We start from the raw sequence: 20369 nt of genomic DNA on the forward strand, positions 1-20369 counted from the left end.
GGCCGCCGGGCGCGCGATGCGCCGCTCAGCGGCCGGTGATAAGTCGCAGCAGGTCCCGGGAAATGCGGGAGAAAGCCTGTCGATACGATCGGTCGGGGGTCATGGAGGGGATCCGGAAGAGAGGTCGCAGCGGCTTCGGTTTCAGCGCCCTTCGGGGCGCCGATCAGATAAGTCGAAGCGTGCGAAGTCGGATCGTCATGCCCCCCACCTAAGGGGCCGGGGGCCGCTCTGTCAACTGAATCCGCTGGTCGGTGATCCGGTCGAAGAAGCCGGTGATGGTCGGCCCGGTGCCGTCCGGCCAGCCATGCGAATAGGGCCGGCGGCCGTTCATGGTCGACGGCAGGTCGCAGAACACCACCGGGTCGGCGATGTCGGCCTTGCCCCAGCGCTTGCAGCGGAAGGTGGCGCTGGCGTCGACCGGGGTGGCGGCCAGCCGGTTCTGGGCGATCCGCTTGTCGCGCTCGGCGATGCCCTGGCTGTAGGGCACCATGTTGTCCTTCGGGTTGTGCAGCAGGATCGCCGCCACCTGACCCCGGCAGGGGCGGACGCTGCCGATGCCGCCGGCGACCACGGCGGTGGCGCGGAACACCCCGGCGCGACCGCAGGACAGGTCGTTGACGAAGCTGCCGCCCATGGAATGGCCGGCGGCGAAGATCTGGTTCTGGTCGACGCAGAGCGTCGCCTTCAGCCGGGCCAGGAGAGTGTCGACATAGGCCATGTCGCGGTCCGCCCGGCCGCCCCAGCCGCCCTGCGCCTGGGGATAGACCACGATCGCCGGCCGCGCCGCCGGGCCTTCCAGGTCGAAATAGGTCCGCACCTTCTCGGCCGTGCCGGTGCGGCCGTGAAAGGCCAGGATCAGCCGGGTGGGCACCGACTTGTCGTAGCCGGGCGGCAGGTCGACGATGTAGCGCCAGGACGCGCCCTGGAACTTCAGCGTCTGCCGCCCTTCCGCGGCGGGAAGGCCGCAGCCGCTGGTCGGAAGCGGCGGCAGCTGGGCGACGGTGCTGGCGGCCGGAGCGGCGGAGCGGGGGCCGTTGCCCGGCGCCGCGCAGGCGGCCACGGCGAGAAGGCAGGCGAAGGCGGCCAGCCGGCCGGCGCGAAGAAGCGAAGTCATCGTGGTCATTTCTCGCGGAGGCGCGGCATCAGCTCGACGAAATTGCAGGGCCGGAACCGGTTGTCGAGCTGGTCCTTCAGGATCAGGTCCCAGGCGTCGCGGCAGGCGGAGGGAGAGCCCGGCAGCGCGAACAGATAGGTGCCGCCGGCGACGCCCGCGGTCGCCCGGCTCTGGATCGTCGAGGTGCCGATCTTGTCGTAGGACAGCCAGCGGAACAGCTCGCCGAATCCCGGGATGTGCTTCTCGTAGACCGCGTGGAAGGCCTCCGGCGTCACGTCGCGGCCGGTGACGCCGGTGCCGCCGGTGGCGACCACCACGTCGATCTCCGAATCGGCGATCCAGGCCCTGAGCTGCGCCTCGATCGCCGCCTGGTCGTCCTTGACGATGCGCCGCTCGCGCACCGCATGGCCGGCCGCGGCGATGCGCTCGGCCAGCGTGTCGCCGGACTTGTCGTCGGCGGCGGTGCGCGTGTCGGACACGGTCAGGAGCGCGATGTTGACGGCGATGAACGGGCGTGACTCGTCGATCCGGCCCGGCATGCGTCCCCCCAAATGCGGTGGTCGAACGAAGCGGCCAAGCTAGCCGACGGGATGCGCCGGGAAAAGTGAAACGACGGTCAGCCGGCGGACGCGAAGCCGCAGCCCAGCTCCTTCATCCGGTGCTTCAGCACCAGCAGGTCGCGCCAGACGTCGCGCTTCATGCTGGGCTGCCGCAGGATGAAGGCGGGATGATAGATCGGCATGGTCGGCACCGGCGCCGGCAGGTCCGGGAAGGACCGGTCGAACCAGCGGCCATGGATGCGGGTGATGCCCTCGCGCGTCGCCAGCAGCGCGGCGGCCGAGGTGCCGCCGGCGCAGAGCAGGATCTTCGGCTGCATCAGCGCGATGTGGCGCTCGATGAAGGGCAGCGAGATCGCGATCTCCGCCGCGTTCGGCTGGCGGTTGCCGGGCGGCCGCCAGTTGACGATGTTGGAGATGTAGACGGTGGTGCGGTCGAGCCCGATCGCCGCCAGCATGCGGTCCAGCAGCTTGCCGGACTGGCCGACGAAGGGCTTGCCAAGCCGGTCCTCCTCCGCCCCCGGCGCCTCGCCGACGATCATGATGTCGGCTTCGGGGTTGCCGTCGGCGAAGACCATCTGGGTGGCGGTGGCCTTCAGCCCGCAGCCGTCGAAGGCGGCCAGCGCCGCCGCCAGCTCCTCCAGCGTGCTGCAGCCGGCGGCGATGCGGCGGGCGTCGCCGGTGGCGGCGTCGCTGCCCGGCAGCACCGCGGCCGCGCCGACCGCGCGGACCTGGGGGGCCGGGGCGGCGGGGGCGGGCTGCGGCGCCGGCGCCATCTGGACCGCCGTCGGCGCCGCGGCCTTGCGAGGACGCCCGAGCGCGCCCGGATCGTCGCCGATCGTCTCGTCGACGCCAGCGTCCTGGTACCATCTCAGCAGGGCGATGATCTCGGCGGGCTGCACGGCTGATTCGCTGATCCTGTCCATGCGCTAGAAGCCGCCGCGCCGCCCGGCCTGTCAACACCTGCCGCAGCGTCCGCTTGGGCCGACACGTCGCAACCGGAGCCAAAGCCAGCGCGACATGATCGGCCATTCGATTCCCGGGATGCATTTCTGTAGCATGCCGCCAACCAAACGACAGGAACGCGCGATGGAACGCGAATCGATGGAGTACGACGTCGTGATCGTGGGCGCGGGGCCGGCGGGCCTCGCGGCAGCGATCCGGCTGAAGCAGAAGGCGGCGGAGACGGGGCGCGAGGTCAGCGTCTGCGTGCTGGAGAAGGGGTCGGAGGTCGGCGCCCACATCCTGTCGGGCGCGGTCCTGGACCCGCGCGCCCTGAACGAGCTGATCCCCGACTGGAAGGAGAAGGGGGCGCCGCTGGACACGCCGGTGGCGCAGGACGAGTTCCACTACTACACCAGCGTCAGCAGCTTCCGCCTGCCCAATTTCGGCCTGCCGAAGGAGCTGCACAACCACGGCAACTACATCGTCAGCATGGGCTTGGTGACGCGCTGGCTGGCGCAGCAGGCCGAGGCGCTGGGGGTCGAGATCTATCCCGGCTTCGCCGCGGCGGAGGTGCTGTACCACGAAGATGGTTCGGTCAAGGGCGTGGCCACCGGCGACATGGGCATCGGCAAGGACGGCCAGCCGACCGGCAACTACACGCCGGGCATGGAGCTGCACGCCAAATACACGCTGATCGGCGAGGGCGTGCGCGGGTCGCTGGCCAAGATCCTGATGGAGCGCTTCGCCCTGCGCGCCGACTGCGACCCGCAGACCTTCGGCCTGGGCGTGAAGGAGCTGTGGGAGGTGAAGCCGGAGAACCACCGGCCCGGCCTGGTGCAGCACGGCTTCGGCTGGCCGCTGGACAACGAGACCTATGGCGGCAGCTGGGTCTACCATTTCGGCGAGAACCTGGTCTCGATCGGCTATGTCGTCGCGCTGGACTACAAGAACCCGTACCTGTCGCCCTTCGAGGAGTTCCAGCGCTTCAAGACGCACCCGCTGATCCGGCCCACGCTGGAGGGCGGCAAGCGCCTGGCCTATGGCGGCCGCGCCATCAACGAGGGCGGGCTGCAGTCGATCCCGAAGCTGACCTTCCCGGGCGGCTGCCTGATCGGCTGCTCCGCCGGCTTCGTCAACGTGCCGCGGATCAAGGGCAACCACACCGCGATGAAGAGCGGCATGGTCTGCGCCGAGGCGGTGTTCGACGCCCTGGCCGAGGGCCGCGAGGGCCATGACGAGGTGACGGCCTATCCGGAGCGGCTGAAGGCGAGCTGGCTGTGGCAGGAGCTGACGGTGGTGCGCAACTGCCGCCCGGCCTTCCGCTGGGGCACCATCCTGGGCACGCTCTATTCCGGCCTCGAGCTGTGGACCCGCGGCAAGCTGCCCTGGACCCTGCACCACAAGCATGCGGACAACGAGACGCTGCGACCGGCCGCCCAGTCGAAGAAGATCGACTATCCGAAGCCGGACGGGGTGATCACCTTCGACCGCCTCTCCTCGGTGTTCCTGTCGAACACCAACCATGAGGAGAACCAGCCGTCGCATCTGAAGCTGAAGGACCCGTCGGTCCCGATCGCCTACACCTTGAAGGTGTTCGACGAGCCGGCGCAGCGCTACTGCCCGGCCGGGGTGTACGAGGTGGTGCGCAACGAGGACGGCAGCGACCCGCGCTTCGTGATCAACGCGCAGAACTGCGTGCACTGCAAGACCTGCGACATCAAGGACCCGAAGCAGAACATCGTCTGGACCGTGCCGGAGGGCGGCGGCGGCCCGAACTACCAGATGATGTAGGATGCGGATCGATCCCCGGCGCCGGGGTGTTGTTCCCCGGAGCCGCACAGATTATGGTGCGAAGGGGATCATTGCAGGACCAGAATGACGGACGCTCACGACACCGTCCCCATCGACCGGCTGATCGAGGCCGGGCTGCGGCCGACCCGCCAGCGCGTGGCGCTGGCGCGGCTGCTGTTCGACGGCTGCGACCGCCACGTCACCGCCGAGGCGCTGCACGGCGAGGCGCTGGCGGCCGGCCAGGCCATGGCGCTGGCGACCGTCTACAACACCCTGCACCAGTTCACCGAGGCCGGGCTGCTGCGCGAGGTGGTGGTCGAGGCTGGCCGCTCCTATTTCGACACCAACATCCGCGACCACCATCACTTCTACCACGAGGCCACGGGCGAGCTGCGCGACGTGCATGGCGAGGCGGTGGTGGTCTCGGCCCTGCCCGAGGCGCCGGCCGGCACCCGCATCGCCCGGGTCGACGTGGTGATCCGCCTCACGGATGACGCCTGACGGCGCCATGACCGCCGCGCCGCGCATCGACGGGCTGCTCGAGACCTCGCTCTACGTCGCCGACCTGGATCGCGCCGCCGCCTTCTACGAAGGGGTGCTGGGCCTGCGCGTGATGCTGCGCAGCCCGCGGCTGGTGGCGCTGGACGCCGGCCGCCAGGGCGTGCTGCTGCTGTTCCTGGCCGGCGCCACCTCCGAGGACGTGGTGGAATCCTCCGGCACCATCCCCGGGCACGAGGGCACGGGGCGGCTGCACATGGCCTTCGCCGTGCCGGCCGCGGATCTCGACGCCTGGCGCGCCCGGCTGACGGACGCCGGTGTCGATTTGACCGGAGAGATGGCGTGGCCGCGCGGCGGCACCAGCCTTTATTTCGCCGACCCCGACGGCCACGTCATCGAGCTGGCCACGCCGGGGCTCTGGCCGAACTACTGAGTCCTCAGGCCGGTGCCGTCCGGCGCGGCCAGCGGAACCGCGCGACGCCCCCGGCGGCAAGGACCGAGACGCCGCCCAGCGCCAGGCCGACCAGCACGTCCCCGACCGTATGACCGCTCACGGCCATGACCCCGCCGACGGCCAGGATCAGCGCCGCCGCTGCCGCGATGCGCCGCCGCGACCAGCGCGGCCAGGCCAGCGCCGCCACCGTCGTCACCGCGACGACGACCAGGGCCGAATGGCCACTGGGCAGCACGACCCCGATCCGGCCGAAGCCGTCCGGGTGCCAATCGACGACCGCCCGCGCGGCCGCGACCGCAGCCACCGCCATGGCCAGTGCGGCCAGGCTGAACACGGCCAGCCGCCACCGGCCGCGGGCGAAGGCGGCGGCCGCGACGATGACCTGCAGCGGCACGACCACCTGCCACCAGCCGAGCAGGCCGATCGACATCAGGAGGACGATTGTCTTCATGCCGCCATCATCCCACGCGCGGGGCCGCCGGCGAAGCGGCATGGCGGCGCAGGCTGCGGCGCCGGAAGGGCGCGGAGGGACGTGTCTCGCGGCCCGCCCCCCATCTGCCGCATGGCCTCGTTCAGAAGAAGGCGTTTCCGATTCGCCGGTTGAACGTTTAGTAAGAGACGCCCTGGGACCATTGAACCGCCCGCATGTCCGCCAGCTTTTCCGTCGCCGCCGTCCTGCTGAAGCTCCTGGCCACCGCCGCCGGACCCGAGCTGCACCTGCCCGATGCCGGCCAGCTCGCCGCCTATCAGCCGCCCGAGACCACCCGGATCTACGCCGCCGACGGATCGCTGCTGCGCGAATACTATGTCGAGAACCGGGTGGTGGTGCCGCTGTCCGCCCTGCCGCCCTATCTGGTGCAGGCCTTCATCTCGGCCGAGGACCAGAATTTCCGCCACCATCACGGCGTCGACCCGTCCGGCCTGGCCCGCGCCATGGTGGCCAACATCAAGAACCTGCGGCACGGCCGCCGGCTCGAGGGCGGCTCGACCATCACCCAGCAGGTGGCCAAGAACCTGCTGCTGACCAACGAGGTCAGCGCCCTGCGCAAGCTGCGCGAGCTGATCCTGGCCTTCGAGATCGAGCACGACTTCTCCAAGGACCAGATCCTGGAGATGTATCTCAACGAGATCTATCTCGGCCGCGGCGCCTACGGGGTCGGCGCGGCCTCGGCCCGCTATTTCGGCAAGCCGCCGGCCGAGCTGTCGCTGTCCGAGGCGGCGTTCCTCGCGGCGCTGCCGAAGGCGCCGAACAACTACAACCCGATCACCCGGCCGGAGGCCGCGCGCACCCGCCGCGACTACGTGCTCGACCGCATGGCCCAGGACGGCGCCATCACCGCCGAGCAGGCCGCCGCCGCCAAGGCCGAGCCGCTGGCGGTGCGGGCCCAGGCGCCGCTGGAAACCGTGCACGCCCCCTATTTCGCCGAGGAGGTTCGCCGGTCGCTGCGCCGCTCCTTCGGCAACGACCAGCTCTATCGCGGCGGGCTGGCGGTGCGCACCACGCTCGACCCGCGGCTGCAGCTCTTCGCCGACCGGGCGCTGCGCGCCGGGCTCGAGCGCTTCGACCGCAACCGCGGCTGGCGCGGGCCGATCACCAACATCTCGGCCATGCTCGATCTGCCGGCCTCGGCCGAGGCCGTGGCGCAGGCCGAGGCCGCCCAGGCGCCGGCCCAGCCGGCCGCCCAGCCCCCCGCACAGCAGGGACGGCTGCTCGGCGCGCTGTCGGCAATGGGCGTGCGCCTGCCGGACCAGCAGCAGCCATCGGCGGCCGCGGTCGCCCCGACCGCCGCGCCGAAGGACGACCGGCCGGTGTGGCAGCGCTTCCTGACCGGCATCGACCGGCCGGCCCAGATCGACGGCTGGACCCTGGCCGTGGTGCTGGAGGTCGACCGCCAGGCCGCCACCATCGGGCTGGAGGATGGCAGCCAGGGCCGCATCGACCGCGCCGACCTGACCTGGGCCCGCCGGGTCGAGAACGGCCGCATGGGCCGCCAGGTCGGCGGCGCCGACGACGTGCTGGCCAAGGGCGACGTGATCTGGGTGCAGCCGGCCGGGGCCAAGACCTCGGCGCCGGCGTTGGCCGCCTATTCGCTGCGCCAGGTGCCGGAGGTGTCGGGCGCGCTGGTCGCCATCGAGCCCTTCACCGGCAAGGTGCTGGCGATGTCGGGCGGCTTCGACTTCTCGCTCAGCGAGTTCAACCGCGCCACCCAGGCGCAGCGCCAGCCGGGCTCGGCCTTCAAGCCCTTCGTCTATCTCTCGGCGCTGCAGCACGGCTACACCCCGTCCAGCCTGATCTACGACACGCCGATCTCGGTCGACCAGGGCCAGGGCGCCGGCCGCTACCGGCCGCGCAACTACGGCGGCGGCTTCATCGGCCTCGCTACGCTGCGTTCGGGCGTCGAGCGGTCGCGCAACGTCATGACGGTGCGCCTCCTGGTCGAGATGGGCCTGCAGCCGGTCAAGGAGACGGCGGAGGCCTTCGGCATCTACCAGAACATGCCGCTGTATCCGGCGATGGGCCTGGGCGCCGGCGAGACCACGCCGCTGAAGCTGACCACGGCCTATGCCACGATCGCCAATGGCGGCTACCAGATCAGCCCCTATCTGATCGAGCGGGTGCAGGACCGCGACGGCCGCAGCCTGCGGCAGCAGGGCGTCGTGGGACCGGACCGGGCCGACTGCATCCCCTGCGCCGCGACCTCCTGGACCGGCCAGCCGGCGCCGCAGCGGCCGCGCGGGGAACAGCTGGACGACCCGATCGCCAACTACCAGATGATCTCGATCCTGCAGGGCGTCACCCAGCGCGGCACCGCCGCCCGGCTCGCCGGCCTCGGCCTGCCGCTGGCCGGCAAGACCGGCACCACCAACGATTCGAACGACGTCTGGTTCGTGGGATTCTCGCCGAAGCTCGCGGTCGGCATCTTCGTCGGCTACGACAAGCCGCGCAGCCTGGGCGCCGGCGCCACCGGCGGCTCGATCGCGGTGCCGATCTTCAGCGACTTCATCAAGGACGCGCTGGCCGGGGACGACCCCGGCGCCTTCGCAGTGCCGCCCGGGGTCAGCTTCGCCTATGTCGACCGCCGCAACGGCTATGCGGCGGAGCCGGGCGGGTCGGATGTGATCATGGAGGCGTTCCGCCCCGGCACCGAGCCCGGCCCGCCGCCGGTCGCCGACACCTTCGGCGAGACCAGCCAGGATGCGCTGACAGGAACGGGCGGTCTTTACTGACCGGTCTCAAGAGGCTGGTCTGAAGCGCGTCCCGGTGAGTCGGCTGGCGTGGTTTTCGAGAACCGGAGCGCAGCGCACATTTGGTGCGTGAGCACCGGAAGCGCAGAAAACCGCGTCAGGCGGCCGCCGGGGCGAGCTTCAGGGCAGCCGGTTTCGGCCCCCCGGTGGCCCAGTCCAGCAGCTCGACCGTGTGCACCACCGGCAGGGCGGTGCCGAGGCCGATCTGGGTGATGCAGCCGATATTGCCGGCGGCGACGATCGCGGCCCCGGTGCTTTCCACCGCCCGCACCTTGCGCGCCCGCAGCTCGTCCGCGATCTCCGGCTGCAGCAGGTTGTAGGTGCCGGCGGAGCCGCAGCAGAGATGCCCGTCCGGCACCTCGCGCAGCTCGAACCCCGCGGCGGCCAGCAGGCGGCGCGGCGGCGCCGCGATGCGCTGGCCGTGCTGCATCGAACAGGCGGAATGGTAGGCCACGGCCTGGCCGCCCGGCCGCGCCGGCGGGTTCAGCCCGATCTCGTCCATCAGCTCGGTGACGTCCTTCGCCAGGGCCGAGATCCTGGCCGCGCGCCCGGCCCAGGCCGGGTCGGCGCGGAACATGTGGCCGTAATCCTTGACCGTAGTGCCGCAGCCGGACGTGTTGACCACGATGGCGTCGAGGCCGCCCTCCTCCAGGACGCGGCCCCAGGCCTCGATGTTCGCCCGGGCCGAGGCCAGCGCCGCCTCCTCCCGTCCCATATGGTGGGTCAGCGACCCGCAGCAGCCGGCGCCCGGCGCCACCACCACCTCGACCCCGTGACGGGTCAGCAGGCGGATCGTCGCCTCGTTGATCGCCGGGTCCAGCACGGTCTGGGCACAGCCGGACAGCAGCGCCACCCGCCGCTTGCGCGGCCCTTCGGCGGCGAAGACCTGCGGCCGGTCGACCGGGCTGGGCGGCGGCAGCCGGCGCGGCGCCAGGGCCAGCATGGCGCGCAGCCGCCTGGGCAGAAGCCTCGCCACCGGCCGGGCCGCCATCGCCCCCATCAGCGCCAAGCGGAACAGCCGCGGCCGCGGCAGCACGGCCGCCAGCAGCGCCCGGATCGCCCGATCCTGCAGCGGCCGGCGATAGGTTTTCTCCACCACCGCACGGCCGTGATCGACCAAGTGCATGTAGTGCACGCCCGAGGGGCAGGTGGTCATGCAGGACAGGCAGGACAGGCAGCGGTCGAGATGCTTGGCGACGCTGGCCGGCGCCGGGCCGCCGCCCTCCAGCATCGACTTGATCTGGTAGATGCGGCCGCGCGGGCTGTCGAGTTCGTCGCCCAGCACCGTGTAGGTCGGGCAGGTGGCGAGGCAGAAGCCGCAGTGCACGCAGGTGCGCAGGATCTGTTCCGAGACCGCATTGTCCGGATCGGCCAGTTGCGCCAGCGAGAAATGAGTCTGCACCCGCACCCTCCCGTCGTTGCGCCGACAGTAGCCCGCGGCCCGGCGCAAAGGGAACCCGGCCGATGCGGCCGGGAGCGTTGTCAACCGTCATGGGGGTTAGTACGCTGGCCGCAAACACCGGGAGGCCGAGATGACAATGGTTCGGATGGGCCAGGCCCTGCTCGCGGCTCTGCTGTGCGGCCTGTCCGGCACGGCATGGGCCGGAGGGCCGGTGGTCCAGGACATCGCGCTGGGGCAGACGCCGCGTCAGGCTGCCGCCTTCGCCGGCCGGGCGGTGACCTTCGCCGCGCCGGGCGAGGCGCCCTGGACCGGCCTGGTCGCCTCGGCACGGCCGGGCGACGGCACGCTGCTGCTGCAGTTCACCCCGCCGGCCCAGGGCAACCGGCTGTATTCGGTGGCCGAGACCGTGCGCTTCGACTCGGGCGGGCCGCGCAGCGCCGCGGACGCGCTGGCCCCGCTGAAGGCCCGCTATGGCGAGCCGGCGGCGGTGTTCGATCAGGTGGGCAAGCAGGTGGCCGTCTGGCGCTTTGTCGGCGGCAAGCCAGCGGCGGCCGGTGTCGACGTCGCCTCCGACTGCTCGCCCTACGCGGCGGCCACGGTGTCGGGGGTGCGGCCGATCGGCTGGCCGGCGCCCTGCGGCGAGCTGGTGTTCGCGACGGTGGAGCTGGCGGCGGACGGGACCCCGACGCTGCTGCGGGCCACCCATGCCGACACCGATGCGGCGCAGGCGCTGCAGCCGCGCCGCGGCGAGCCCTACGCGCATCTGGCGAAAGCGGTGCGGTAGGACGGGCGGCCCGCGGGCCGCCCGCACTCTCAGCCGGCGCTGCTGCTGCGGCCAGCGATGATCCGGTAGATGATCAGCAGCACGATGGCGCCGACCACGCCCAGCAGGAAACGGCCGAAGCCGCTCTCCGGCACGATGCCGAGTTGCAGGCCGAGCCAGCCGCCGACCACCGACCCGGCGATGCCGAGAAGGATGGTGATGATGAAACCGCCCGGGTCGCGCCCGGGCATCAGGAACTTGGCGACCAGACCGATGACGAAACCGATGATGATGGTGCCGATGATGCCCATGGGCTCTCCCTCCGAGGCGAGTCGACCATCCGATCATAACCCATGAGCGACGGCGAGGTTTCCGGTCCTTTCACACGCCCCCGACGCCGTCAGGCCGTCATGCGCCCCGGCGACAGGATTCCCTTCGGGTCGAAGGCCTCGCGCACCCGGCGGCCCAGCGCTTCCAGCGCCGGCGGCTGCGGTTCGAACACCGGCAGCGCGGCGCGCAGCCCGGCCGGGGCCCGGACCAGCGTCGCGTGCCCGCCGCCCGCGGCCGCGACCGCCGCCCGGATCGCGGCGGCCCTGGCGTCGCCGTCGGCAGGAACGGCGATCCAGACCAGCCCGCCGCCCCAGTCGAAGTAATGCGCGCCGCCGGCGGCGGCCGCGACCTGCGGCCCGGCGGTCGGCGCCACCGAGACCCGCCACACGGCCCGGTCATCGTCGGCGAAGGCCGCGACGTCGCGGATCCGGCGCCAGAGATCGACCGATTCGCCGGGGTCGAGCACGGTGAGATGCCCGGCCTCCCCCAGCAGCTGCGACAGCGCCGCCACACGGCTGTCGACCGAGGGGCCGAAGCCCTCGATCCGCACCAGGCTTCGGGCGGCGGCGCCGAGGATGCCGGCCGGCAGATGGGCGGCGCCCGAGACCTCGTAGGGGCTGGTCAGCGCCCGGGTCAGCACGGCGACGCCGGCCGCGTCGTCCAGCCCGGTGACCGCGAGGGTGCGCACCGTCTCCGACGCCGGCAGCACCTTGACCGTGATCCGGGTCATGGCGGCCAGCGTGCCGAAGGCGCCCGTCAGCAGCTTCGGCAAGTCGTAACCGGTGACGTTCTTGACCACCCGGCCGCCGGATTTGAAGGCCTGTCCGCGGCCGGAGACGGCCTCGATCCCCAGCACATGGTCCCGCGCGGCGCCGGCCTTCAGCCGGCGCGGCCCCGACAGGTTGCAGCCGACGGTGCCGCCGAGCGTGCCGGCGCCGGCCGGGCCGCCGTAGAGCGGGCCGAGATCCGGAGGCTCGAAAGCCAGGGCCTGGCCGCGGGCGGCCAGCGCCGCCTCAATCTCCGCCATCGGCGTGCCGGGGCGGGCGGTCAGCACCAGCTCCTCCGGCTCGTAGACCTCGATTCCGGCGAGGCCGGAGAGATCGAGCGCATGCGCCGCCTGCACCGGCCGGCCGAAGCCGCGTTTGCTGCCGCGGCCGACCAGCTCCAGCGGCACCTCGCCGGCCAAGGCCCAGCGGACGATCTCGAGCACCTGGTCGTCGGTCTCGGGCTTCAGCGTCTCGGTCATCGGTCACACCAGGAGGGGAATTGGCCTTTCCCCCTTCTGTCATTGCCGGGCTTGACCCGGCAATCCAGGGGCCACCCAGAGCGGCCTCGACATCTCCTGGATGCCCGGGTCAAGCCCGGGCATGACAAGAAAGGAGCCAACGAGCCAAGGCCTGCCATCAGAAGCGCGGCAGGTCGGGGAAGCGCGTGGCGCCGTGGTGGATGTGCACCCGGCCGAGCTCGGCGCAGCGGTGCAGGGTCGGGAACACCTTGCCGGGGTTCAGGAGCCCGTCCGGGTCGAAGGCGCATTTCAGCCGCTGCTGCTGCGCCAGGTCCTCCGGCCCGAACTGCACCTCCATCAGGTCTCGCTTCTCGACCCCGACGCCGTGCTCGCCGGTCAGCACCCCGCCGACCTCGACGCACAGCTTCAGGATGTCGGAGCCGAACTCCTCCGCCTTCTCCAGCTCGCCCGGGACATTGGCGTCGTACAGGATCAGCGGGTGCAGGTTGCCGTCGCCGGCATGGAAGACATTGGCGACGCGCAGCCCGTGGCGGCGCGACATCTCCTGCATCCGGGCCAGCACCTCGGGCAGGCGCTTCCGCGGAATGGTGCCGTCCATGCAGTAGTAATCGGGGCTGATCCGGCCGACCGCCGGGAAGGCGGCCTTGCGCCCGGCCCAGAAGCGCAGCCGCTCCTCCTCGCTGCGACTGACGACGCAGATCGTGGCGCCGCAGACGCGGCCGATCGATTCGACCCGCTCGATCAGGTGGTCGACCTCGGCCTCCGGCCCGTCCAGCTCGCAGATCAGCAGCGCCTCGACATCCAGCGGGTAGCCGGCCTTGACGAAGGCCTCGGCCGCATGGATGGCGGGCCTGTCCATCATCTCCAGCCCGCCCGGGATGATGCCGGCGCCGATGATGCGGGCGACGCAGTCGCCGCCGGCCTCCGACGACGGGAAGCCCATCAGCACGGCGCGCTGGGTCGCCGGGCGGCGCAACAGGCGCACCGTCACCTCGGTGACCACGGCCAGGAGGCCTTCCGAGCCGGTGAGCACGCCGAGCAGGTCGTAGCCCGGCGAATCGAGGTGCTTGCCGCCGAGGCGCAGCACGGTGCCGTCGATCAGCACCACCTCCAGCCCCAGCACGTTGTTGGTGGTCAGCCCGTATTTCAGGCAGTGCACGCCGCCGGAGTTCTCGGCGATGTTGCCGCCGATGGTGCAGGCGATCTGGCTCGACGGGTCGGGCGCGTAATAGAAGCCGGCATGGGCGACGGCGTTGGTGATGCCGAGATTGGTGACCCCCGGCTGCACCCGGGCGCAGCGGTTGTCGAAGTCGATCTCGAGCACCTTGTTGAACTTGCCGAGGCCGAGCAGCACGCCGTCCTCGAGCGGCAGGGCGCCGCCGGACAGGGAGGTGCCGGCGCCGCGCGGCACCACCTTCACCCCCATCTCGTGGCATGTGCGCAGCACCGCCGAGACCTGCGCGGTGGTCGAGGGCAGCACCACGATCATCGGCAGGGTGCGGTAGGCGGTCAGCCCGTCCGATTCATAGGCGCGGCGCTCGCTCTCCGCCGTGATCACGCCCTCGCCCGGAACGATGGCACGCAGCGCCGCGGCGATCTCCTCGCGGCGGGCCAGGACGGCGGCATCGGGGGCTGGCATCTTCATCGGCGGGACCTCCGCCGCGGGCGATAGGAAGGCCGGGCCGATCCGGCAAGCTCGGCCACAAAGATCCAAAAGCCGCAAAATCAAAAAGCCGCGTCCGGGGACACGGCCTTCGATCATATCGAGGAGCGGCTGAGATCAGCCCTGGCGCGCCTTGAAGCGCGGGTTCTCCTTGTTGATGACGTAGACACGGCCCTTGCGGCGGACGACGCGGCAGGCGCGGTGACGGCTCTTCAGGGTCTTCAGCGAGTTCGCGACTTTCATGATCCATATCCCATGCGGCGGCGCCGGCGCCGCCGGGAGCCGGAGCTCGCGGGCCGGAATTCGAGGCGCGGACCATAGTGGCCGACCCGCCGGCTGTCAACCGGGCGCGTAACGATTTGCTGCGTAACCCTGCGACACGTCGCAGCGAACCGGGGACCGGAGCGGGAACGGGCTGGAGATCGCAACAAATCCTCCAGCATACTCGCGCCCATCATCGCCGGACCGGCACCCACCCGAGGGGAGGCACCATGCGTTCGTTGAAGTTCGCCGTCATCACCGCCGCCATCGTCAGCTGCGGCGCCGCCATCGCCTGGGCGGCCACGCCCGAGGAGGTGGTGGCCCAGCGCGAGGATGCGATGAAGACCTATGGCGCCAGCGTCAAGACCCTGACCGGCTTCGTGCGCGACAACCAGGGCACGATCGACGACGTCAAGGCGGCGACCGCGAAGATGGCGGGGGTGAGCGCCAACCTGCTGGCCCTGTTCCCGGAAGGCACGGCGGTCGGCGTCGGCAAGAGCGCGGCCAAGCCGGAGATCTGGGCCAACTGGGCCGATTTCCAGGCCAAGGTGAAGGCCAACCACGACGCCATCGCGGCGCTGGACGCCGCCGCCCAGGAAGGCAATGCCGCCAAGGTGAAGGCCGCCTTCCCCGCGGTCGGCCAATCCTGCGGCGCCTGCCACGAGACTTATCGGGTGAAGAAGAGCTGACGAATCGCCGTGTCACGCCGGCCGGGGTCGCATCCGCGAACCCGGCCTACCCGACCGCCTGCGCGATGGCCCGGAAGCCGGCCAGCAGCCGGTGGTCGAGCGCGTCGTCGACGGCCGTGGGCTGCGACGACATCTTGGCGATGACCAGTTCCGCCGCGCGGTCGACATAGATCCACTGGCCGTGGATGCCGATGCCGCAGAGCACGTCGCGCCCCGGCCCCAGCACGTACCACTGGCTGCGGTAGCGCCCCTGCGGCGCCAGATGCGCCAGGTCGCCCCGCGCCCAGGCCTGCGGGTCGCCGTTGTCGAGGATGTCGTCCACCCAGGCCTGCGGCACCACCTGAATCCCGCCGGCGCGGCCGTCCCGCCGCACCAGTTCGCCGATCCGGGCCAGGTCGCGCAGGGTCATGCAGATGCCGCCGGCGGTGCGCGGCGCGCCCAGCCGGTCGAGCGTGATGAACGCATCCGCCTCCGCCCACATCGGCCGCCACAGCAGCTCCGTCATCAGTGCGGCGAAACGCATGCCTGAGGCCCGCTCGCAGATCCAGCCCAGCATGTCGGAATTGGGCGAGACGTAGTGGAAGGTCTCGCCATGCCGGCTGCCGTCGGCCGGCAGGCGGGCGATGAAGCCGTGCAGGTCGTTGTCCCGCGCCACCTCGCCGGGCGGGTTCCAGCCCATGGCGACGCGGTAGCGGGCGACGTCGCCGGCCGGGTCGACATAGTCCTCGACGAAGCGGATGCCGACCGTCATGTCCAGCACATGGCGCACCGTGGCGCCGTCATAGGCGGAGCCCGCCGCCTCCGGCACATAGGCCGTCACAGGCGCATCGGGGTCGAGCTGGCCGCGGCCGGCCAGGATGCCGGCGATCAGGCCGGTGATCGACTTGCTGATCGAGAAGACGATGTGCTGCGCCTTCGGCCCCAGCCCGTGGGCGTAGTGCTCGGCCACCATCAGGCCGCGATGCAGCACCAGGATGCCGTCGGTGTCGCTCTCGGCCATCAGCCGGGCCACCGACCCGTCCTGCCCCGGCACCGCGATGCGGTCCAGGTCGAGCGCCGGCCCGGGCTTCAGGCAGGCGGCGAATTCGCCGCGCGGGATCTCGGCCACCGGCACCAGCCGGCGGACATTGCGGAAGCCCCAGCGGCTGTAGGGCGCCTGGCGCCAATTGGCGAGCGTCGCCTCCGGCGCCGCCTCGTTCGTCTCCAGCTCGATCGCCATCCCTGACCCTGCTTCTTCGCCCCTTGGGCGGCGCCGCCTTGATGCGGCGGGGGGCAGTCTAGGACAGGATCATCGGCAAGGCCCAGCCCCGATTCGCCGTCACGGGCCGGAGAGCGGCTTCAGGCTCTTGAGATAGGTGGCGATCGCCTCGCGGTCGACGGCGGTCAGCTTGCTGGTGTTGTCCCGGATCACCTCGCTCATGGCGCCGCCGGCGAAGTCGCCGTCGGGGGTCGAGCCGGTCTCCAGATAATAGGCGATGTCCTTGTCACTCCATTCACCGATCCCGTGCTCCGGGTCGGGCGTGATGTTCGGGATCTTGCCCTGCCCTTCCGGCGCCTGGGGGTTGCCGGCGAAGGGGCTGTACCAGTTCAGTCCGCCCAACATGTCGCGCGGCGTGTGGCATTCGCCGCAATGGCCGAGCACGCGGACGAGATAGGCGCCGCGATACCAGTCGGCGGACTGGCCGGCCGGGACCAGGAACGGCCCCTCGGTGAAGTTCAGCAGGCGCCAGCCCGGCAGCAGGGCGCGCCAGGAATAGGGCCAGGAGAGCTCGTGCGGCTTGTTCGCCTGCCGCACCGGCGGGACGCTGCGCAGATAGGCCCAGAGATCGGAGAGGTCGCGGTCGGTGATGCCGGTATAGGCGGTATAGGGGAAGGCCGGATAGAAATCCTCGCCCGAGGGCGACACGCCTTCGCGCAGCGCCCGGCGGAAATCCTCCTCGCTCCACTTGCCGATGCCGGTCTCGGGGTCGGGGGTGATGTTCGGCGTGTAGAAGGTGCCGAAGGCGGTCTTCAGCGCCCGGCCGCCGGCCAGCGGCTTGGCGGCGTCGCCGGCCGCGGTGTGGCAGGCGGCGCAGCCGCCGGCGGCGAAGACGTAGGCGCCGCGCGCCACCGGGTCGGAGGCGGCCGGGTCGGGTGCCGGGGCGGGTGCGGCCGGGTCTGCCGTCTGGGCGGCGGCGGCCGATCCGAGGGCGAGCCACAGGCCCAAGGCCGTAAGAACCGGGAACGGACGCATGCTGGCCTCCGGAACGCGAACAGGCGGATCAGCCCTTATAACCCGATCCTTCGCCCTGGCCCGTCATTCCGGGGTCATGCGACCCTTTCACCCTCGCGCCAGACGGCGCGGATCACCGGCACGCCGTCGACCAGCCGGACCCGCAGCAGATCGGCGCGCAGTCCGGGCTCGATCCGGCCGCGATCCTCGAGGCCGGCGGCGCGGGCGGGGTTGACCGTCACCGTCGCCAGCGCCTGCGGCAGGCCGATGCCGTGCTCGCCCTCGGCCAGGGTGAAGGCGCCGTGCAGAAGGCTGACCGGGACGTAGTCCGAGGACAGGATGTCGACCAGCCCCTCGCGCGCCAGCTCGCCGGCCGAGACGTTGCCGGAATGGGATCCGCCGCGGACCAGGTTCGGCGCGCCCATCAGGATCTGCAGCCCGTGCTCGCGCGCGGCGCGGGCGGCGGCGAGGGTGGTCGGGAACTCCGACACCACCATGCCCAGCGCCGCGGCCTCCTCGACATGGGCCGGGGTCTCGTCGTCATGGCTCGCGATCGGCAGGCCGCGGCCGCGGCCGAAGGCGGCCAAGGCGTCGCGGTTGGCCACGCCATGGGTGCGCGAGGCGGCGATCCGCTCCGCCATCTGGGCGTCGATCTGCTCGTCGGTCAGGCCCAGCATGCCCTTGTAGATCTCGCGGTACTTGGCGAGGTCCGAGAACTGGCGGTGGCCGGGGGCATGGTCCATCACCGACATGAACTGCACCAGCGGGTCGTCGCGGAACGGCTCGAACAGCTGCAGCACCTGCGCTTCCGTGACCTCGCAGCGCAGATGCAGGAAATGCTCGGCCCGCAGCATGCCGCCGGCCTGGGCCTGGCGGATGCCGTCGACCATCGGCCGCAGCGTCTCCAGCCGGTCCTCGCCGTTGCGGCCGCCGACCAGGGCCAGGGCGTCGAACACGGTGGTGATGCCGGCCGACGCCACCTGGGCGTCATGCGCCATCACCGCGGTCACCGCCGGCCAGCGCACGCCGGGCCGCGGCGTGTAGTGCCGCTCGAGATGGTCGGTGTGCAGCTCGACCAGGCCGGGCAGCAGGTAGTCGCCCTCGAAATCGACCGCGCCGGGCGGGCAGGCCGCGTCCCTGTCCAGATCGGTGATCCGCCCATCGGATACGGCGACGCTGCCGGTCAGCACGTCCTCCGCGGTCACGATCCGCGCATGGGCGACGATCAGATCCCCCGGCATACCCAGTCCTTCTCTATCCGCTTCCGCACGATCGGTCCGGCGGAGTGCGCCCGCGCGGCCTTATATGGGCAGCCGGGCCGGCATCGCAAAGCCGGCCCCGCGCCGGCGACCTTATGCCCCGAGCTTTGCGACCATTTGATGACTCGCGGATGACAGCGACGATTTGGCGTCCGGCCACACCACGCGTTCGACCCCGGCGAAGCGGCGGATGCGGTCGAGCTGCGTCTCCAGCCGGCGCAGCCGCGCCTTGCTGGACCGCACCTTCGGCTCCCCCCCCAGCCCGGCGACGGCGAGGTCGCCGCTGTCGCGCCGGGCCCGCATGTCGATCCGGCCGCCCAGGCGGTCGCCTTCCAGGATCGGGAAGACGTAATAGCCCCAGCGGCGCTTCGCCTCGGGCACGAAGGCTTCGAAGCGGTAGTCGAAGCCGAACAGCCGCTCCAGCCGCTGCCGGTTGCGGATCACCGGGTCGAAGGGCGACAGCACCCGCAGCACGTCCGGGGCCGGCGCCGCCGCGGCCAGCCGGTCCTCGATATCGGCGAAGGCGAAGGCGGCGGTGGTCTTGCCGTCCGCGCCCTGGACATGGACCACGCGCAGATCGCCACGCCGGGTCAGCCGGTCGCACCACTGCTCCGCCTCGCGGATGGTGATCAGGTCCCAGAAGCCGGCGATCTCGCCGGGCCGGGCGATACCCAGCCGCTCCAGCGCCGAGCGGCAGGCCCAGTCGACCACCTCCTCCGGGTCGGGCGCCGGGCCGCGATGCTGCTCCGGGATCACCCGTTCGGTCAGGTCGTAGACCTTCTGGAAGCCCTCGCGCCGCGCCACCGCCAGCACCCCGGTGCGCCACAGGAACTCCAGCGCCATCTTCGACGGCGTCCAGTCCCACCAGCCGCCGGAGGGGCGCTGCCGCTCCTCCTCGAAGCTGCGGGTCAGCAGCGGCCCTTCCGCCGCCACCCGCTGGCGCACCTGCTCCAGCACCTTCGGGAAGTCCGGCCCCGCCTCGGTCCACCAGCGGCTGGTGGCGGCGCGGGCCTGCACATCGGCGAAGCGCCGCGACCAGTAGGGGAAGAACCGGGTCGGGATCAGCGAGGCGTCGTGGGTCCAGCCCTCGAACAGGCCGCGGGGCTTCTCCACCAGCCGCGGCAGCTGGGTCTGAACGTAGCCGTGGCGGCGGGCGAACAGGATCATGTGATGCGCCCGCTCGACCGTGTTGATGCTGTCGACCTGGACGAAGCCGATGCGGTCCACCACCGACTGGCAGCCCTCGACCGTCAGCCGGCCGAGCGGCGGGTCCGACAGGGCGTGCAGATCGAGGAACAGGCGCCGGGCATCGGCGTTCGGGATCGTGAGCGGAGCGGAGTCGGCCATGAACAAGACAAGAACATAGCTGCCCGCGGCCAGGCAAGAGGAAAGCCCTTCGCGCGCCGCCGCGGCCGGCTATAGTCGGACCGAAACCACCGAGGTTCCGCATCGTGACCGCCACCCTCATCGCCCCGGAGCCGCCGCGCCAGGACGCGGTGCTCAACCTGATCCGCCAGTCGGACGCCCTGATGGCGAGCCTGTATCCGGCCGAGAGCAACCACATGCTCGACATCACGTCGCTGGAGCGGCCGGAGGTGCGCTTCTTCGTGGCCCGGCGCGAGGGCCGGGTGGTCGGCTGCGGCGCGCTGGTGGTCGGGGCCGACGGCCAGGCGGAGCTGAAGCGCATGTTCGTCGACCCGGCGACCCGCGGCCTGAAGGTCGGCCGCGACCTGCTGGCCCGGATCGAGCACGAGGCCCGCGGCCTCGGCGTCCGCCTGATCCAGTTGGAGACCGGGATCCACCAGCCGGAGGCGATCGGGCTGTACCGCCGCTTCGGATACCGGGACTGCGGCCCGTTCGGCGGCTACGGGCCCGACCCGCTGAGCCTGTTCATGGAGAAGGCGCTGGACTGACGCCCCGGCGAACCGGTACGTCAGCC

General features: G+C 71.6%; 20 protein-coding genes. 7 read left to right on the top strand and 13 right to left on the bottom strand.

All coding sequences use genetic code 11. The features are described 5' to 3' along the window. Positions 1-208: 208 nt before the first annotated feature. The 3 genes from LG391_RS25535 to LG391_RS25545 all read right to left on the bottom strand — a co-directional run bounded on the left by LG391_RS25535 (position 209) and on the right by LG391_RS25545 (position 2597). A complete protein-coding gene (locus tag LG391_RS25535; protein ID WP_225770864.1) occupies positions 209-1114 on the bottom strand; it encodes a PHB depolymerase family esterase in 906 nt (301 codons plus the stop codon). A 5-nt stretch (positions 1115-1119) separates the two neighbouring features. Further along, complete coding sequence (gene moaB, locus LG391_RS25540) at positions 1120-1653, bottom strand: molybdenum cofactor biosynthesis protein B (RefSeq protein ID WP_225770865.1); 534 nt, start codon at positions 1651-1653, stop codon at positions 1120-1122. Between the two features lie 77 nt (positions 1654-1730). Then, positions 1731-2597: a uracil-DNA glycosylase gene (locus tag LG391_RS25545; RefSeq protein WP_225770866.1), complete on the bottom strand. Its 867-nt coding sequence runs from the start codon at positions 2595-2597 to the stop codon at positions 1731-1733. A 163-nt stretch (positions 2598-2760) separates the two neighbouring features. Between LG391_RS25545 and LG391_RS25550 the strand changes: the two genes are divergently transcribed. The 3 genes from LG391_RS25550 (at position 2761) to LG391_RS25560 (ending at position 5338) form a co-directional block, all read left to right on the top strand. Continuing rightward, positions 2761-4407: an electron transfer flavoprotein-ubiquinone oxidoreductase gene (locus LG391_RS25550; protein ID WP_225770867.1), complete on the top strand. Its 1647-nt coding sequence runs from the start codon at positions 2761-2763 to the stop codon at positions 4405-4407. A gap of 84 nt (positions 4408-4491) precedes the next feature. Beyond that, a complete protein-coding gene (gene irrA, locus LG391_RS25555) occupies positions 4492-4908 on the top strand; it encodes an iron response transcriptional regulator IrrA (RefSeq protein ID WP_225770868.1) in 417 nt (138 codons plus the stop codon). Positions 4909-4915: 7 nt separating this feature from the next. Then, complete coding sequence (locus tag LG391_RS25560; RefSeq protein ID WP_225770869.1) at positions 4916-5338, top strand: VOC family protein; 423 nt, start codon at positions 4916-4918, stop codon at positions 5336-5338. 4 nt (positions 5339-5342) lie between these two features. On the opposite strand, the gene LG391_RS25565 is transcribed toward LG391_RS25560, so the two are convergent. Beyond that, on the bottom strand, positions 5343-5810 hold the full coding sequence (locus LG391_RS25565; RefSeq protein ID WP_225770870.1) for a phosphatase PAP2 family protein: 468 nt from the start codon (positions 5808-5810) through the stop codon (positions 5343-5345). Positions 5811-6004: 194 nt separating this feature from the next. On the opposite strand from LG391_RS25565, the gene LG391_RS25570 reads away from it, so the two are divergent. Further along, a complete protein-coding gene (locus LG391_RS25570; protein ID WP_225770871.1) occupies positions 6005-8587 on the top strand; it encodes a penicillin-binding protein 1A in 2583 nt (860 codons plus the stop codon). A gap of 115 nt (positions 8588-8702) precedes the next feature. On the opposite strand, the gene glcF is transcribed toward LG391_RS25570, so the two are convergent. Then, entirely contained in the window at positions 8703-10007 is a 1305-nt protein-coding gene (glcF, locus tag LG391_RS25575; RefSeq protein WP_225770872.1) for a glycolate oxidase subunit GlcF, read from the bottom strand. Positions 10008-10137: 130 nt separating this feature from the next. Between glcF and LG391_RS25580 the strand changes: the two genes are divergently transcribed. Then, positions 10138-10791, top strand: coding sequence for a hypothetical protein (locus LG391_RS25580; RefSeq protein WP_225770873.1), 654 nt, complete (start codon positions 10138-10140; stop codon positions 10789-10791). Positions 10792-10820: 29 nt separating this feature from the next. On the opposite strand, the gene LG391_RS25585 is transcribed toward LG391_RS25580, so the two are convergent. The 4 genes from LG391_RS25585 to ykgO all read right to left on the bottom strand — a co-directional run bounded on the left by LG391_RS25585 (position 10821) and on the right by ykgO (position 14252). Continuing rightward, positions 10821-11081, bottom strand: coding sequence for a GlsB/YeaQ/YmgE family stress response membrane protein (locus LG391_RS25585; RefSeq protein WP_225770874.1), 261 nt, complete (start codon positions 11079-11081; stop codon positions 10821-10823). 89 nt (positions 11082-11170) lie between these two features. Then, entirely contained in the window at positions 11171-12346 is a 1176-nt protein-coding gene (gene glcE, locus LG391_RS25590; RefSeq protein WP_225770875.1) for a glycolate oxidase subunit GlcE, read from the bottom strand. A 157-nt stretch (positions 12347-12503) separates the two neighbouring features. Further along, a complete protein-coding gene (locus LG391_RS25595) occupies positions 12504-13991 on the bottom strand; it encodes an FAD-linked oxidase C-terminal domain-containing protein (RefSeq protein ID WP_225770876.1) in 1488 nt (495 codons plus the stop codon). A gap of 135 nt (positions 13992-14126) precedes the next feature. Continuing rightward, a complete protein-coding gene (ykgO, locus tag LG391_RS25600) occupies positions 14127-14252 on the bottom strand; it encodes a type B 50S ribosomal protein L36 (protein WP_026868615.1) in 126 nt (41 codons plus the stop codon). 248 nt (positions 14253-14500) lie between these two features. On the opposite strand from ykgO, the gene LG391_RS25605 reads away from it, so the two are divergent. Beyond that, positions 14501-14959, top strand: a complete 459-nt coding sequence (locus tag LG391_RS25605) for a cytochrome c (RefSeq protein ID WP_225770877.1) — start codon at positions 14501-14503, stop codon at positions 14957-14959. A 46-nt stretch (positions 14960-15005) separates the two neighbouring features. Here LG391_RS25605 and LG391_RS25610 read toward each other — a convergent pair whose 3' ends face one another. The 4 genes from LG391_RS25610 to LG391_RS25625 all read right to left on the bottom strand — a co-directional run bounded on the left by LG391_RS25610 (position 15006) and on the right by LG391_RS25625 (position 19777). Next, positions 15006-16178: a serine hydrolase gene (locus tag LG391_RS25610; protein WP_225770878.1), complete on the bottom strand. Its 1173-nt coding sequence runs from the start codon at positions 16176-16178 to the stop codon at positions 15006-15008. A gap of 99 nt (positions 16179-16277) precedes the next feature. Then, positions 16278-17192, bottom strand: a complete 915-nt coding sequence (locus LG391_RS25615) for a cytochrome c (RefSeq protein ID WP_225770879.1) — start codon at positions 17190-17192, stop codon at positions 16278-16280. Between the two features lie 74 nt (positions 17193-17266). Next, a complete protein-coding gene (locus LG391_RS25620; protein WP_225770880.1) occupies positions 17267-18412 on the bottom strand; it encodes an alpha-D-ribose 1-methylphosphonate 5-triphosphate diphosphatase in 1146 nt (381 codons plus the stop codon). A gap of 111 nt (positions 18413-18523) precedes the next feature. Beyond that, positions 18524-19777: a winged helix-turn-helix domain-containing protein gene (locus LG391_RS25625; RefSeq protein WP_225770881.1), complete on the bottom strand. Its 1254-nt coding sequence runs from the start codon at positions 19775-19777 to the stop codon at positions 18524-18526. 104 nt (positions 19778-19881) lie between these two features. Between LG391_RS25625 and LG391_RS25630 the strand changes: the two genes are divergently transcribed. After that, the gene (locus LG391_RS25630) at positions 19882-20343 is read left to right on the top strand and encodes a GNAT family N-acetyltransferase (RefSeq protein ID WP_225770882.1); all 462 of its coding nucleotides are present in this window, start codon (positions 19882-19884) and stop codon (positions 20341-20343) included. Positions 20344-20369: the final 26 nt, after the last annotated feature.

It is taken from the genome of Inquilinus sp. Marseille-Q2685 (assembly GCF_916619195.1).
GTDB lineage: Bacteria > Pseudomonadota > Alphaproteobacteria > DSM-16000 > Inquilinaceae > Inquilinus.

Coding starts and splice junctions, on each gene's coding strand:
- LG391_RS25535 (WP_225770864.1), bottom strand. CDS start 1,114: ATGACTTCGCTTCTTCGCGCCGGCCGGCTGGCCGCCTTCGCCTGCCTT.
- moaB (WP_225770865.1), bottom strand. CDS start 1,653: ATGCCGGGCCGGATCGACGAGTCACGCCCGTTCATCGCCGTCAACATC.
- LG391_RS25545 (WP_225770866.1), bottom strand. CDS start 2,597: ATGGACAGGATCAGCGAATCAGCCGTGCAGCCCGCCGAGATCATCGCC.
- LG391_RS25550 (WP_225770867.1), top strand. CDS start 2,761: ATGGAACGCGAATCGATGGAGTACGACGTCGTGATCGTGGGCGCGGGG.
- irrA (WP_225770868.1), top strand. CDS start 4,492: ATGACGGACGCTCACGACACCGTCCCCATCGACCGGCTGATCGAGGCC.
- LG391_RS25560 (WP_225770869.1), top strand. CDS start 4,916: ATGACCGCCGCGCCGCGCATCGACGGGCTGCTCGAGACCTCGCTCTAC.
- LG391_RS25565 (WP_225770870.1), bottom strand. CDS start 5,810: ATGAAGACAATCGTCCTCCTGATGTCGATCGGCCTGCTCGGCTGGTGG.
- LG391_RS25570 (WP_225770871.1), top strand. CDS start 6,005: ATGTCCGCCAGCTTTTCCGTCGCCGCCGTCCTGCTGAAGCTCCTGGCC.
- LG391_RS25580 (WP_225770873.1), top strand. CDS start 10,138: ATGACAATGGTTCGGATGGGCCAGGCCCTGCTCGCGGCTCTGCTGTGC.
- LG391_RS25585 (WP_225770874.1), bottom strand. CDS start 11,081: ATGGGCATCATCGGCACCATCATCATCGGTTTCGTCATCGGTCTGGTC.
- glcE (WP_225770875.1), bottom strand. CDS start 12,346: ATGACCGAGACGCTGAAGCCCGAGACCGACGACCAGGTGCTCGAGATC.
- LG391_RS25595 (WP_225770876.1), bottom strand. CDS start 13,991: ATGAAGATGCCAGCCCCCGATGCCGCCGTCCTGGCCCGCCGCGAGGAG.
- ykgO (WP_026868615.1), bottom strand. CDS start 14,252: ATGAAAGTCGCGAACTCGCTGAAGACCCTGAAGAGCCGTCACCGCGCC.
- LG391_RS25605 (WP_225770877.1), top strand. CDS start 14,501: ATGCGTTCGTTGAAGTTCGCCGTCATCACCGCCGCCATCGTCAGCTGC.
- LG391_RS25610 (WP_225770878.1), bottom strand. CDS start 16,178: ATGGCGATCGAGCTGGAGACGAACGAGGCGGCGCCGGAGGCGACGCTC.
- LG391_RS25615 (WP_225770879.1), bottom strand. CDS start 17,192: ATGCGTCCGTTCCCGGTTCTTACGGCCTTGGGCCTGTGGCTCGCCCTC.
- LG391_RS25620 (WP_225770880.1), bottom strand. CDS start 18,412: ATGCCGGGGGATCTGATCGTCGCCCATGCGCGGATCGTGACCGCGGAG.
- LG391_RS25625 (WP_225770881.1), bottom strand. CDS start 19,777: ATGGCCGACTCCGCTCCGCTCACGATCCCGAACGCCGATGCCCGGCGC.